Below are 14038 nucleotides of genomic sequence, written 5' to 3'. Positions count from 1 at the left end.
AGGATGAATACGACGGACAAGAAAATTTCCGAAGTGCTTGCGAAATTCGGCGAGCCGATGGCCGGAAACGTCTGGCGCGTCCAGGGTACGGCGGTCATCTACCACAAGACCCTCGAGCGCATTGCGGCTCAGGCGAAGGTCGTCTTCGACGAGCCGAAGATCATTCGCGCCGAGCGTGACGAAGCCGTCATCCAGGTGACGGGACGCATGGGCGAGCGCGTGGAATGGTCGATTGGCGAGGCGCTTATCGGCGTGAATTATCGCGTTTCCGGCAAGCAGGCGGCTTACGTCTACGCCATGGCCGAGAAGCGTGCGAAGGACCGCGTGATCCTCAAGCTGATCGAGCTGCACGGCTACGTCTATTCCGAGGAAGAGGCCGACGAGTTCAAGCAGGGCCGCCCCGGCTTCACCGACCCGCAGGTCGAGATCGAGAAGACCGAGCCGCAGAAGGGCAGGGTCGAGGCCGCTGCCGGCGTCGGCAAGGTCGAGGATGACCTGAAGACCAAGATCAAGAAGGCGAAGACCATCAACGCCGTCACGGATCTCATGCTTCACGCCGACACGCAGAAGGTGCTGGCCGATCTGCCCGAGGGCATCCGCGACGAGATCCGAGACTTCGCCAAGGCCCGCCTCGTCGAGCTCGGTTGGCCGACCAAGAAGGCAGCCTAAATTTTGCTTCGATTACGGACGAGACGGTATCGACTGTCTCGTCCTTTTTCCCATTCCTCGATGGCGTCCCGGCGCTCGTGGTCTCGCTGATCGATGCAGAAATCGTCCGCTCTGGCCGCTTCCGATCAGGAGGCGCTGTCCCTTGCCGAACATCTCGTCGGCTCGATCGAGCGGGTGACGTTCCACAGCGATGAGACCGGCTTCTGCGTGCTGCGCGTCAAGGCACGCGGCCACCGCAAGCCTGTGACTGTTGTCGGCCATGCGCCGGCGGTCGCGATCGGCGAAGTCGTGGAAGCGAGCGGGGAATGGCTGCACGACCGCAACCACGGCGTTCAGTTCCGCGCCGGCGTGCTGAAGACCGCAGCGCCGACCACGGCGGAAGACCTGCAGCGCTTTCTCGGCTCCGGCCTCCTGAAGGGCGTCGGCCCCTCCGTCGCACAAAGGCTGATCGCCTCCTTCGGATCGCGCGTTCTCGACGTCATCGAGACGAAGCCGCATGAGCTGACGCGCGTGCACGGCATCGGCATGGCGAAAGCACTCGGCATCGGCGAGGCCTGGGCGGAGCATCGCGCCCTGAAGGACATCGCCACCTTCCTCAATGCGCACGGGGTCGGCGGCTTCCTGCTCACGCGCATCTACCGGGCCTATGGCGTCGGCGCCATCGACATCGTCTCGGCCAATCCCTACCGGCTTGCCCTCGAAATTCCAGGCGTCGAGTTTTCGCTTGCCGATCAAGTGGCGATGCAGCTCGCCATCGAGCCGACAGCAGAGATGCGGCTGCAGGCCGGGCTGATCGATGTTCTGTCGGAAGTGGTGAAGGAGGGCCATTCCGGCATGCCGGCCGAGGATCTCCTGCGCAAGGCAAGCGCCCTGCTCGACGTTCCCAAGGTGCTGCTCGCCCCGGTGCTCGAAGCGCAATGTGCCTCCGGCCAGCTCGTCGTCGACGAACTCGACGGGCGGCGCAGCATCTTCCTGAAGAATCTCTACGGCGCCGAACTTTTCATCGCGCAGCGCCTGAAGGAGATCGCGCAGGGCTTTCACCCCTGGCGCGGTCTCGACACGGCACAGGTCATCTCTGAGGCCGAGGCCGCCATCGGCGTAAGATATTCGGCAAGCCAGCGCGAGGCGCTTGCCGCATCGTGCCGCTCGAAGGTGCTGGTCGTCACCGGAGGGCCCGGCGTCGGCAAGACGACGCTGATCAGAAGCCTGACGCATCTGTGTGCGAAGCATGAGCTGCAGGTGTCCCTGTGCGCGCCGACCGGGCGGGCTGCGAAGCGCCTCGCGGAGAGCACGGGCTTTCCCGCCAAGACCGTTCATCGACTTCTGGAGGCGTCAGAGGGCGGCTTCCGGCGCAACGCCAAGGCACCGCTCGCGTGCAACCTTCTCGTGGTGGACGAAGCCTCGATGCTCGATATCCGCCTGACGGCGGCGTTGCTGCGGGCGCTGCCGGATGAGGCCTGCCTGCTCCTCGTCGGCGACGTCGATCAGCTGCCCTCCATCGGGCCCGGGCAGATCCTGTCCGACATCATCGCATCGGATGCCGTTCCCGTCGTGCATCTGAAGGAGGTGTTCCGCCAGGAGCGGGAAAGCCGCATCATCACCGTCGCGCATGCCATCAATCACGGCCTCGTGCCCGATCTCGCGCACCGGCCGGATTCGGATTTCTACTTCGTCGAGGCCGACACGCCGGCCGATGCGATGGCCAAGATGACCATTCTGATCCGCGACCGCATTCCGCGAAAGTTCGGCTTCGACCCGGTGCGCGACGTCCAGGTGCTGTGTCCGATGAACCGAGGGCGTCTCGGCACGCAGATGCTGAACGGTGAGTTGCAGCGGATCTTCAACCCGCCGGGCGCCGACAGCCTGCATCGGGCCGGATGGATCTATGGCCCCGGCGACAAGGTGATGCAGGTGCGCAACGACTACGAACGCGATGTCTATAACGGCGAGGTCGGCATCGTGCGTGAGGTGAGGCGCGACCATGGCGAGCTCACCGTGGCCTTCGACGAAAGGCAGGTGGGCTATACGCTGAGGGAGCTCGATGAGCTTTCGCTGGCCTATGCGGTGACGATCCACAAGGCGCAAGGGTCGGAGTATCCCGCCGTGATCGTCCCGATCGCCGCCCAGCAGGCTTCCATGCTACGGCGCAAGCTGCTCTATACGGCGGTCACGCGGGCGAGCCGCCTCGTGATCATCGTCGGAAGCCGGGCGGCGCTGGCCGAGGCCGTGACCCATGAGGACGAGCCCAGGCTGACGCGATTGCGGAACTGGCTTGGGGCCTGATCCCTTTCGCTCGGATCCGGAGCCATCTATATTCGTTGTCAGGCAGCCTCGGGACAGCAGGAATGAGCGTCGAAGCGGAACAGGCAGGTCAGCAGGAACGGCGGGCGCGCGTGAGCCTCATCGCGGGGGCCGTCCTGTGCCTTGTGGCCTCCGGCGGACTGCTCTGGTGGCGCTACGGCGGCGCGGTTTTCAACGATCTGGTGCTGACGACGCTTGCCTGGTGCTTCTAGACCATTCCGCTTCGCGAGGTCCGGGCGTGCCCGTGGCTGGTCTTGTTCCAGCGGAATGTGGCCGTCGCCAGCTCCCATAGGCCTCTCCATGCTGCGATGCTGACGAGCCCGTAATAGAGCGGGAGCAGGGGCATCCAAGGAAGGAGCCGCCATAGCCGGCGTCGATGCAGGGCAATGCAGGCCGGAACGAAGATCGACACGACGCCGAACGCCGAAAGCACGACAACGTAAGCGAAAACGATCCGCTCCTTCTGCGATGTGAAGAGCCAGGTCGCCTCGGACAGCCACCAGATCAGGATCAGCCCGGAAAACAACGGGTAGACCAGGGCGCTGAGCGCGATCCCCCAGGTCAGGCAGAGCGCACCGAAGCATTTCCAGATCCCGAGCTGGCGCAGGAGGAGGCGGGGCTTGCGCGAATGGCTCGTGGCGGTCTGCACGAAGCCTTTCATCCAGCGGGTCCGCTGCCGCATCCAGGCTCCTAACGTGCCGGGAGCCTCCTCGAGGGTCGAGGAGGGGAGGTCCTTCACCGCATAGCCCAGCCGTGCCAGGCGGATGCCGAGATCGGCATCCTCCGTCACGTTCCAGGCATCCCATCCATGAATGTCGCGCAGGACGGAGGTGCGGAAATGGTTCGAGGTGCCGCCTAAGGGAAGCGGGCTTCCAATCTCTGCAAGGCCCGGATTGAACGCATCGAACAAAGCTGCGTATTCGATGGTGAAGAGGCGTGTGAGCCAGGTATCGTCGGTGTTGTCGATGGTCAGGCGAGCCTGCAGGAAGGCGACATTCCGCGAAAGCTGCGCGAACCGGGCAACGGCGAGACGCAGCTGTCCCGGATCGGGTATATCCTCCGCATCGTAGACGACGGTATAGCGGCCCCGTGCGAGAGGCAGGGCCACGTTGAGCGCCCGCGGCTTGGTGCGTGGCGAGCCTTGTGGCGCAACGAGGATCTCCACATTGCCGGGGAGCGCAATGGCATGGAGAGCGTCCAGCGTTTCCCGGTCGTCGGCTTCGAGCACGAGCTTTATGTCGAGTTTGGCGGCAGGATAATCGAGCTGCGACAGGGCTTGAATGAGGCGAGCGGCAACGCGCTTTTCCCGGTAGAGCGCCGCGATGATCGTATAGACCGGAAGATCCGCGTCGCTGGCACGCGGCAGCCCGCTGCCCGGCTGGATGGAGCCGCTCAGGACCGACGCCGCAATCCGCAGGGCGATCATGCCGAAGAACAGGGGGCTGAGGCTGGCGCCGAGCAAGCCGAAGGTCTGCGCCGGAAGCTGCAGGCCATAGAAGACGAGCGCGGTGAGAGCGACGAAGAGGAGGGCGATCTGGCCATAGCTGAGATCGGTCGCCAGATCCGGCGATGTCTCGCGGAGATCGGAGGCGGCCTTGATGGCAATCATTCGTGCCTTTGCGCGGAAGACAGCTTGTCTCAAGCCCTTCGGCGTGGTGATCGCAAGCGCTCGCGCCTGTCGTATGGTCAAAAGCCGGATGAGCGCCGCGCCGCGGGGGGCGGCGACGAAGCCTGCCTGCGAACCGGGCAACGGGGCAAGGCCCGACAGAATGCTGTGAGGGTAACGCGCTGCCCGCGAAAGGTTCGGCTGAGCGAAATAAGGTAGCCCGAGCTCGGCCGCGAGGGCTCGGTAGAACTCGGTTTCTCCGATCAGGCCCTGCTTCAGCAACGCCTCGTCCGCGGTGACACCAGCAAGTGAGGCGAGAATGGCGGCTCGGTGCAGGATCTCGGGCGGATGGCCGTGATCGGCCAGGAATCCGATCTCGACCGGCAGCGCGGTTGACTGTAGCCGCCTCTCCGCTAGACCCTGCTTCATGAGCAGGGGGCGCTTTCAAGAGACGTTCTTGATGGATGCAGGGCCGCGTGCAAGAGAATGTCGGTTAATGGTTCGAGATATCGTTACATTGGTTGCGCGCTTCCTCTCCAAGATCAAGCCCCCCGGGCTTCTTGGGCTTTTGGGGCTTTTGGGGGCGTTGCTGTTCGCGTCGAGCCATGCCCAGGCGCAGGGCGTGACGATCCCGAACTTCTGGGACCCCAAGGCGCAGCTCGACCGGCCGGAAATCCCGGCCACGCGCACGATCCGCTTTCTCGTCGATGACGACTTCCCGCCGTTGCATTTCCCGGGATTGGACGGCAATCCGACTGGGCTCTCCGTGGAACTGGCCCGTGCGGCTTGCGAGCGCCTGAGCCTCACCTGCACGGTCCAGGTCCGCCGCTTCGATATGCTCCTCGACGCCTTGAACGACAGGCAGGGAGACGTGGTGGCGGCTGCCATCTCCGTTACGGCAGATCTGCGGCGGCGCTTTGCCGTCACGGCACCTTATTTCAAGTTCCCGGCCCGCTTCGCCGTGCGCAAGGACCGCAACCAGCCCGCTCCCGAGGCGAGAGCCCTGCAGGGCAAGGCGATCGGTGTCGTCGGCGGAACCGCCCACGAAGCCTTCGCGAAGGCTTTCATGGCAGGCGGGACGCTCAAGCCCTATCCGGAGCTGGCGGCTGCCCAGGCCGCACTGAAATCTGGGGAGATCGATTATCTCTTCGCTGACGGTCTCGGCCTTGCGCTCTGGATCGGCGGAGAGGATGCCGGTGGCTGCTGCGATTTCTCAGGCGGACCCTATCTGGAGAGCCGCTTCTTCGGCGAGGGCATCGGCTTCATAACCCGCACCGAGGATGAGCCTCTGCGCCGGGCTCTCGACTTCGCCCTGCAGCAGCTTTGGAAAGAGGGGAAGTACGCCGAGCTCTATCTGCGCTTCTTCCCCATCAGCCCGTTCTGAGGCCTTCTCGCTCAAGGGAAGACGGGTTTACCGCATTGACCCTAACGGGTCTCGTCCCTAGTGTGCCGCGCTTCCGGAAGCACTTTAATCCTTCAAGCACTAGGCCCATGTCCCGACCCCTGACCCTCGATCCTGCCCTGATTGAAGCCGCCCAGACTGCCAATGCCTGGCCTTTCGAGGAGGCGCGCAAGCTCATCGAGCGGCTCAAACGGACCGGCAAGAAGGAGGCTCTGTTCGAGACGGGCTACGGCCCCTCGGGCCTGCCGCATATCGGAACCTTCGGCGAGGTCGCCCGCACCAGCATGGTGCGCCATGCCTTCCGGGTGCTAACCGGCGACACCATCCCGACGCGCCTCGTCGCCTTCTCTGACGACATGGACGGCCTGCGCAAGGTGCCGGACAACGTTCCGAACAAGGACCTCGTGGCCTCGGCGCTCGGCAAGCCGCTGACGCAGGTGCCCGATCCGTTCGGCACGCATGAGAGCTTTGCCCATCACAACAATGCGCGCCTGCGCGAATTCCTCGATGCCTTCGGCTTCGATTACGAGTTCCTGTCGGCGACGGAATGCTACAAGGCCGGGCGCTTCGACAAGACGCTGCTCACCGTGCTCGAGCGCTACGATGCCGTGATGGCGATCATGCTGCCGTCCTTGCGCGAGGAGCGCCAGCAATCCTATTCGCCGTTCCTGCCGGTTCATCCGAAGACCGGCATCGTGATGCAGGTGCCCATCGACGAGCGCAAACTCGACGCCGGCACCATCGTCTGGCGCGATCCGGAGACGGGCGAGCGCTTCGAGACGCCGGTCACGGGCGGCCATGCCAAGCTGCAATGGAAGCCCGACTGGGCCATGCGCTGGGTGGCGCTCGGCGTCGATTACGAGATGGCCGGCAAGGACCTGATCGACAGCGTGAAGCTTTCGGGCGAGATCGCCAAGGCGCTCGGCGGCCTGCCGCCGGACGGGTTCAACTACGAGCTTTTCCTGGACGACAGGGGCCAGAAGATCTCCAAGTCCAAGGGCAACGGGCTGACCATCGACGAGTGGCTCACCTACGGCACGCCGGACAGCCTGCGGCTGTTCATGTTCAGCAAGCCGCGCGAGGCGAAGAAGCTCTATTTCGACGTGATCCCGCGGCAGGTGGACGATTACCTGACCTTCCTGGAGAAATACCCGGCGCAGGACGCCAAGGCGCGCCTGATGAATCCGGTCTGGCACCTCCATGCCGGCGAGCCGCCGGCTCCGGAGCTGGTCTCATCCGGCGGCGGCAACCAGCCCGGCACGACGATCTCCTTCTCCATGCTGCTCAATCTGGTGGCTGTGGCGAATTCCGAAGATCCCAACGTGCTGTGGGGTTTCATCCGCCGCTATGCTCCCGGTGTCTCGCCGGAAACGCACCCGCGTCTCGACAGCCTCGTGAAGCGCGCCGTGCGCTATTTCGAGGATTTCGTGAAGCCGCAGAAGACCTACCGTCTGGCGGACGAGGTCGAGGCAGCTTCGCTGCGCCGGCTCGAAGAGGTGCTTGGCTCGTTCGAGTCCGGTGAGCGGCCTGCGACCGCCGAAGCGATTCAGGAAGAGATCTACAATGTCGGCCGCGCTGAGCCGCGCTATCAGGATCTCAAGGCGAAAGGCGCGACCCCCGATCGGCCGGGCGTGTCAATCGAATGGTTCAACACGATCTACCAGGTGCTGCTGGGCGAGCCCCGCGGCCCGCGCTTCGGCTCGTTCGTCGCCCTCTATGGCGTGACGGAGACGCGGGCGCTGATCCGGAAGGCGCTCGACGGCGACCTCGTGCGCGAGCACGACGCGTTCCTGAAGCAGCGTGAGGCCGGACGCGCGGCTTGAGCCGAGCCTATTGGCGCGCCCACATGATGCGGGCGGACCAGGCGATCTCCTCTGCCGGGATCACCTGGTCTTCCTGATCCTTGGCGAGCGACGTCATTTCCAGAGTCTTGGCCGAGCGGCGCTTGAGCTCCTGGGCCAGGATCTGTCCGCCCGTGGTGCACACGACGATGCGGTCGCCCTTGCGTGTGCTGGCGGTCGGCGAGACGATGAGAATGTCACCGTCGCGATAGAGCGGGCCCAAGCCGTCGCCGGTGACCTCCAGGGCAAAAACCTTCTCCTGCCCGAAATCGGGGAACTCGATCTCGTCCCAGCCGGGACCCTCGTTCGGCATGCCCTCCTCGTTGAACACCTTTCCCGACATGGCCTCCTCCATGCCGATCAGCGGGATCATGGAGCGGCGCAAGGACCCGGAAGGCTCGACGAGGCGGAGAAAATCCTCCAGGGTCGCACCGGTGGCTTTAAGAATTTTGGAAATCGACTCCGTGGAGGGCCATCGCTCCCGACCCTCCGGGCTCACACGCTTCGACTTGTTGAAGCTGGTTGCATCGAGACCGGCCTTGCGCGCCAATCCGGATGCAGTCATGCCGTGCCGCGATGCCAACGCATCGATAGCAGCCCAAACGCGCTCATGAGATAACATCGTGCTGGCCTCGCAAAGAGCGAAACTCGATGAAATGGAACCTATGATTAGGAATTAAGTGTGGCCGAAAACGGCGACGATTACCAACAAACTCTTGAGACAATAAGTCTAATCCGGGTTGCTCCGGACGCGACGCATCGATAATCGAGGTTTCATGCACGTTATTTATAAAATCTGCCCCGCTTTGCTCTGGCAAACCGCCGAAAAGGCCGGATCCTTCGCAGGTGCGCCCATTGACGTCCAAGATGGGTACCTCCATTTTTCCACGGGAAAACAGGTCCGCGAGACGGCGGCGAAGCACTTTGCAGGCCAGAACGATCTCCTGTTGATCGCCATCGATGCCGACTCGCTCGGTCACGCCTTGCGCTATGAACCCTCGCGCGGCGGCGATCTGTTTCCCCATCTCTATGCCCCGCTGAATCTCTCCGCCGTGCTATGGGTGAAGCCGCTTCCCCTCGGCGCCGACGGGGGCCACGTCTTTCCGGATCTCTCGCAATGATCGGCTCGCTCTTCTCCCTCGCCAAACCCGCTCTTCACGCGCTCGATGCCGAGACGGCGCATCAGCTGACGATCCGCGCGCTGTCGCTGATGCCCGTGTCGGCGCCGCCTGCGGACGATGCGCGCCTGTCCGTCAACGTGCTCGACAGGCACTTCCCCAATCCCGTCGGTCTTGCGGCGGGCTTCGACAAGCAATGCGAAGTGCCCGATCAGCTTCTCGGCCTCGGCTTCGGCTTCGTCGAACTCGGAGGCGTGGTGCCGAAGCCGCAGGAAGGCAATCCCCGCCCGCGGGTGTTCCGGCTCGCGCGCGACGAGGCTGTGATCAACCGCTTCGGCCTCAACAGCGACGGCCTCGATGCGGCGCGCCTGCGCCTCGTCAATCGCCGCGGTCGTCCGGGCATCGTCGGGGTCAATATCGGCGCCAACAAAGATTCGGCAGATCGCATCGCCGATTACGTGCTCTGCATCGAGCGCCTGTGCGGGCTTGCCGATTTCCTCACCATCAACGTGTCGTCGCCGAACACGCCGGGCCTGCGCGACCTGCAGGGCGAGGCATTTCTCGACGACCTGCTAGCCCGCAGCATCGAGGCGCGCGACAAGGCGGATCACGGAAGGCGCAAGACGATCATTCTGCTGAAGATCGCGCCGGACATTTCGCTCGATGCGCTCGATGCCATGGTCACGACGGTCCTGAGGCGCGGCGTCGACGGGCTCACCGTGTCCAACACCACCGTCGCCCGACCCGACAGCCTGCAAGAGAAGGAACTGGCTGCGGAAGCCGGAGGCCTCTCGGGCAAGCCGCTGTTCGTTCCCTCGACCAGGCTGCTTGCCGAAACATTCCTGCGTGTGGAGCGCCAGATCCCGCTCATCGGCGTCGGCGGCATCGATTCAGCGGAAGCTGCCTGGACCAAGATCCGCGCAGGAGCAAGCCTCGTTCAGCTCTATTCGGCGATGGTCTACAAGGGACCGGGCCTCATCGGCGACATCAAGCGCGGGCTGGTGCAGACGCTCGAAGCCGAGAAGACGTCGCTGACCCAGGCCATCGGCCGCGACGTGGTCGCGATCGCGCGGGGCCGTTTCTAAGAGGTCATAGCGGCGAAGGTCTTCCTGGCCAGTCGCGGATAGAGCAGGAACTGGCCGAGGCCTCGCGCGCTCAAGAAAGCGAGAAGGGCGATCCAGAGCGCCGTGTTGCCGAGGCTGCCGGCCGCCAGGAGAACGGCGCCGTACAGGGCGAAGGCCAGAACCATGAGGTCGCGCATGTGCCGGGTCCAGGTCGCGCCCGTATAGATGCCGTCGAAGGCGAAGGCGGCGGCGCCGAAGAGCGGTGTCAGCGCTGCGAACACCAGATACTCCCGCGCATAGGAGCGCACATCCGCATTCGTCGACACGAAGTCGATGAAGAAGCCGCCGCCGATCAAGAAGAGCCCTGAGACGGCGAGGCCGAAGCCGAGGCTCCATCCCAGGCTCAAGTTGATCGCGCGGCGGAAGCTGCGCTCGTCGCGGGCGCCGATGCTCTGGCCGCACAGGGTCTCGGCGGCGGTGGCGAAGCCGTCGAGGAAATAGCCCCCGATCAGGAACATGTTGTAGAGCACCGCATTGGCGGCGAGCGTCACGTCGCCCGATCTCGCGCCCAGCGCGCTGAAGATCGAGAAGGCGAGGATCAGCGCCACGTTGCGGATCATGATGTCCCGGTTCATGGCGAGATTCTGCAGCATTGCTGCACGGTCCAGCACTTCCCGCCACGTGACGGCGAGCGGGTTCGAGCCGAGGCGGCGCAGCACCGCGATGCCGAGACCCACGCCCAGCACCTCCGCCAAGGCCGTGCCGATGGCGGCACCCGCGATGCCGAGGCCGAAGCCCAGCACGAGCGCCATGGTGAACGCGATGTTGGCCACGTTGATCGCCACCTGCAGCAGCAGGCCGAGATCGGTGCGGCCGCGTCCCAGGGTGGAGCCGAGGATCACGTAGTTCGCGAGCGTGAAGGGTGCAGCCCAGATGCGGATGAAGAAATAGGTCGCCAACGCCTCGGTCACCGCCTGGCTTGCGCCGGCCATGGAAAAGGCGAGCGCCGCGATGGGCCATTGCAGCAGGATCAGCAGGAGACCCGTCGCGCCTGCGACCAGGAAGGCCCGGGCAAGGGTCAGGTCGACCTCGTGCCGGTTGCCGGCGCCCGTCGCCTGTGCGGTGAGGCCGGCGGTCGCCATGCGGAGCGACCCGAAGCTCCAGAACACGAAATCGAAGATCACGGCACCGAGTGCCACCGCGCCGAGCAGATGCGCCTCCCCGAGCCGCCCGATCACCGTCGCGTCGACGAGGCCGAGGAGCGGCGTCGTCACATGCGACAGGGTCATCGGCAGGGCGAGAGCCAGCATGCGGCGATGGGAGACGTCGAGCCGCCGGGCGGGGGAGGGGCCGTCCATGATGATCCTTGAGCGGCCTCAGCGCCGGCTGCTGAAGAGGCGGGAAATCAGCCACAGCGGGACGACGATGATCGCCCCGTAAAGGACCCAGAGGCCAACCTCCTGCACCGTCTCGAAGCTGAGGTCCAGGACCGAACTGATCCAGTTGAACAATCCCTCGATCAGCCCGAACGGCGTGATGCCGAGGAAAGCCAGGAAGGCGCCGACGAGGAGGGACAGGAAGATCAGCTTCACCAGCACGGAGCCGGGGGAGCCGCCGAGAAAACGATTCAGGTTGGACATTATCCTCGATCTCGTCAGAAAGCGTAACTGGACCTGTGGCTTTGCGTGTGCTTCATCGCAGGCACCGGCGACGAACGCAACCACCCCGAGACTCGCATGATCGATCCCGCCCTCTTCGACCCTGCCGCCGTCAGCGACGAGATCCGCGCCCAGAATGCCGATATCGTGGCCAAGCTCGCGGCTCTGCCGGACCCGATGTCGGTGCCTCCGGCTTTGGTGCGCGAGCGGCGGCGCCAGGGGCTCGGGCCGTTCCCCCTGATGCCCCTGAGCCCCCGGGCGCAGACCATCGCCATCGACGGGCCGGCCGGACCCATCCCGCTGCGGATCATCGCGCCGGAGACCCCGCGCGGCGTCTATCTCCATATCCATGGCGGCGGCTGGACCTGGGGTACGGCGGACGAGCAGGATCCCTGGCTCGACCGCCTTGCAGAAAGGTGCGGCCTCGCGGTGGTCTCCGTCGAGTATCGTCTGGCCCCGGAAGATCCTTATCCGGCCGCACCCGACGATTGCGAGGCGGCGGCTTTGTGGGTGATCCGGGAAATGGAGAGCCGCTTCGGCACCTCGCGCCTGTTCATCGGCGGCGAGTCGGCCGGCGCCCATCTCTCGGCGGTGACGATCCTGCGCCTGCGGGACCGGCACGGCCTCAACCCTTTCCGGGGCGCGAACCTCTTCGCCGGCTGCTACGACCTCACCCTGACGCCCAGCGTCCGGCACTGGGGCGCCGAGCGTCTGATCCTCAACACCAACGATGTGCGGGTCTTCGCGGAGAATTTCTGCGGGCAGGTCGACGACCGGCGCGATCCCGATGTCTCGCCCCTCTATGCCGACCTTAAAGGTTTGCCGCCGACCCTGTTTTCCGTCGGCACGAAGGATATGCTGCTCGACGACACGCTGTTCATGGCCTCGCGCTGGGCGGCGGCGGGCAACACAACCGACCTCGCGATCTGGCCCGGCGGCTGCCACGTGTTCATCCGCTTCGACAGCGCCATGAGCGAACGGGCGCTGTCGCGGATCGACGGGTTTATCGAAGCGCTTTAATCCGCCCCGGCCGGGGAGGGGCGCTGGGTCATGCCGATCTTCGCGGCGGCAATGACCGCCTGGGTGCGGCTATCGACGCCGAGCTTGTCGAGGATGGCCGAGACGTGGGCCTTCACGGTAGCTTCCGAGACGCCGAGCTCGTAGGCGATCTGCTTGTTGAGCAGGCCCTCGGAGAGCATGGTCAGAACGCGCACCTGCTGCGGGGTCAAGGTGCCGAGACGGCGCACGAGGTCGGCGGTCTCGGCGTCTTCGGCGGCGGACAGGTCCACGTCCGGCGGGGTCCAGGTGTCGCCGGCGAGCACCGCCTTGATGGCTTCGCCGATGCTGTCGACGTCGACGGATTTCGGAATGAATCCGGAGGCGCCGAAATCCATGGCCCGGCGGATCACGGTCGGCTCTTCGGTCGCGGACACGATCATGACGGGCAGTTCGGGATATTGAGCCCTGAGCGACATCAGGCCGGAGAAGCCCTGCACGCCCGGCATGGTCAGGTCGAGCAGGATCAGGTCAACGTCGCGCTCATGGGTCAGGGTGGCGTTCAGATCCTCCATGCCGCTCGCCTCGACGACCCGGGCCTGCGGCATGGTGGAGGCGATGGCCTGCCTCAGGGCGCCACGAAACAGCGGATGGTCATCGGCGATAATGATCGTGGTGGTCTGACTTTGCACGTGGGCCCTCTCCCCCGAGACGCATCCCTGATGCCTTAGCCGCTTCCCTCATGAAATGGCAAGGCGGCATTCGAACGCCTTGGCCATTCTGAAGCATCGGACCCAAAAGTGGGACCCACTTTTGGGATCAATCCGATGCTCGCTTTTCTATACCGCGCATCGTGCGGAAAACCGGAACCACTTTTCCGCACGATGCGCTAGGGAAAGTACCGAGGCATCCCATCCAATCATGTGGATTACGCCCCGATCAGGTGAAAAATAAGATCGCGGGTCTGGGGGCCGTCCCGGTGCTCGACGAGGTAGATCCCCTGCCAAGTGCCCAGGACCATCTGGCCCTCCACCACCGGAATGCTCAAGCTCACGCCGGAGAGCATGGTCCGGATATGGGCGGGCATGTCGTCCGCGCCTTCGGTGGAATGGACATAATCGGCGTCCCGCGGCGCCAGCCGGTCGAAGGCGGCAAGCAGGTCCTGGCGCACATCCGGGTCGGCATTCTCCTGAACGGTCAGGGAGGCTGAGGTGTGACGGCAGAACACGGTCAGCAGGCCGTTCAGGACGCCGGTGCCGAACACCCAGCGCGAGACGGCCTCCGTGATCTCGGTGAAGCCCTGGCCTTCGGTTTCCACCACGAGCCGGCCGTTCACCTGCTGCGTCACGCTTCCCTCGGAAAGGGTTTCCACATTCAGCATCG

At 64.8% G+C, this 14038-nt stretch carries 14 protein-coding genes; 8 read left to right on the top strand and 6 right to left on the bottom strand.

The window, feature by feature from the left end:
- Window positions 1–3 precede the first annotated feature (3 nt).
- From BB934_RS07875 to BB934_RS46960, 3 genes are all read left to right on the top strand, one after another.
- Window positions 4–669 (top strand): trna delta -isopentenylpyrophosphate transferase, encoded by a 666-nt coding sequence (locus BB934_RS07875; RefSeq protein ID WP_099509135.1) that lies wholly within the window; start codon window positions 4–6, stop codon window positions 667–669.
- 93 nt (window positions 670–762) lie between these two features.
- Window positions 763–2952: an SF1B family DNA helicase RecD2 gene (gene recD2 / locus BB934_RS07870; RefSeq protein WP_099509134.1), complete on the top strand. Its 2190-nt coding sequence runs from the start codon at window positions 763–765 to the stop codon at window positions 2950–2952.
- A 62-nt stretch (window positions 2953–3014) separates the two neighbouring features.
- Window positions 3015–3182 (top strand): hypothetical protein, encoded by a 168-nt coding sequence (locus BB934_RS46960; RefSeq protein WP_157934080.1) that lies wholly within the window; start codon window positions 3015–3017, stop codon window positions 3180–3182.
- Here the strand turns inward: BB934_RS46960 and BB934_RS07865 are convergent.
- The gene (locus BB934_RS07865) at window positions 3179–5005 is read right to left on the bottom strand and encodes a glycosyltransferase family 2 protein (RefSeq protein ID WP_099509133.1); all 1827 of its coding nucleotides are present in this window, start codon (window positions 5003–5005) and stop codon (window positions 3179–3181) included. The two genes, BB934_RS46960 and BB934_RS07865, sit on opposite strands and share 4 nt — an antisense overlap.
- A gap of 67 nt (window positions 5006–5072) precedes the next feature.
- On the opposite strand from BB934_RS07865, the gene BB934_RS07860 reads away from it, so the two are divergent.
- Both BB934_RS07860 and BB934_RS07855 read left to right on the top strand, forming a co-directional pair.
- Window positions 5073–5960: a transporter substrate-binding domain-containing protein gene (locus BB934_RS07860; RefSeq protein ID WP_099509132.1), complete on the top strand. Its 888-nt coding sequence runs from the start codon at window positions 5073–5075 to the stop codon at window positions 5958–5960.
- Between the two features lie 107 nt (window positions 5961–6067).
- Complete coding sequence (locus BB934_RS07855) at window positions 6068–7801, top strand: lysine--tRNA ligase (RefSeq protein WP_099509131.1); 1734 nt, start codon at window positions 6068–6070, stop codon at window positions 7799–7801.
- Window positions 7802–7808: 7 nt separating this feature from the next.
- On the opposite strand, the gene BB934_RS07850 is transcribed toward BB934_RS07855, so the two are convergent.
- On the bottom strand, window positions 7809–8441 hold the full coding sequence (locus tag BB934_RS07850) for a S24 family peptidase (RefSeq protein ID WP_099509130.1): 633 nt from the start codon (window positions 8439–8441) through the stop codon (window positions 7809–7811).
- 154 nt (window positions 8442–8595) lie between these two features.
- On the opposite strand from BB934_RS07850, the gene BB934_RS07845 reads away from it, so the two are divergent.
- Together BB934_RS07845 and BB934_RS07840 are read left to right on the top strand one after the other, a co-directional pair.
- A complete protein-coding gene (locus tag BB934_RS07845) occupies window positions 8596–8940 on the top strand; it encodes a DUF952 domain-containing protein (protein ID WP_099509129.1) in 345 nt (114 codons plus the stop codon).
- A complete protein-coding gene (locus BB934_RS07840) occupies window positions 8937–10022 on the top strand; it encodes a quinone-dependent dihydroorotate dehydrogenase (RefSeq protein ID WP_099509128.1) in 1086 nt (361 codons plus the stop codon). The genes BB934_RS07845 and BB934_RS07840 overlap by 4 nt, the downstream gene beginning before the upstream one ends.
- Here the strand turns inward: BB934_RS07840 and BB934_RS07835 are convergent.
- Window positions 10019–11359 carry an MATE family efflux transporter gene (locus BB934_RS07835; protein WP_099509127.1) on the bottom strand — a complete coding sequence of 447 codons (1341 nt, stop codon included), beginning with the start codon at window positions 11357–11359 and terminating at the stop codon, window positions 10019–10021. The genes BB934_RS07840 and BB934_RS07835 overlap by 4 nt on opposite strands.
- 18 nt (window positions 11360–11377) lie before the next feature.
- Window positions 11378–11641, bottom strand: a complete 264-nt coding sequence (locus BB934_RS07830; protein WP_099509126.1) for a DUF6460 domain-containing protein — start codon at window positions 11639–11641, stop codon at window positions 11378–11380.
- A gap of 96 nt (window positions 11642–11737) precedes the next feature.
- Between BB934_RS07830 and BB934_RS07825 the strand changes: the two genes are divergently transcribed.
- Entirely contained in the window at window positions 11738–12679 is a 942-nt protein-coding gene (locus tag BB934_RS07825; protein WP_099512692.1) for an alpha/beta hydrolase, read from the top strand.
- On the opposite strand, the gene BB934_RS07820 is transcribed toward BB934_RS07825, so the two are convergent.
- On the bottom strand, window positions 12676–13347 hold the full coding sequence (locus BB934_RS07820; RefSeq protein WP_099509125.1) for a response regulator: 672 nt from the start codon (window positions 13345–13347) through the stop codon (window positions 12676–12678). The two genes, BB934_RS07825 and BB934_RS07820, sit on opposite strands and share 4 nt — an antisense overlap.
- Window positions 13348–13583: 236 nt before the next feature.
- The gene (locus BB934_RS07815; RefSeq protein ID WP_099509124.1) at window positions 13584–14036 is read right to left on the bottom strand and encodes a secondary thiamine-phosphate synthase enzyme YjbQ; all 453 of its coding nucleotides are present in this window, start codon (window positions 14034–14036) and stop codon (window positions 13584–13586) included.
- Window positions 14037–14038: the final 2 nt, after the last annotated feature.

The organism is Microvirga ossetica (assembly GCF_002741015.1).
Taxonomy (GTDB): Bacteria; Pseudomonadota; Alphaproteobacteria; order Rhizobiales; family Beijerinckiaceae; genus Microvirga; species Microvirga ossetica.
This window is presented reverse-complemented; position numbering and strand designations above follow the sequence as displayed.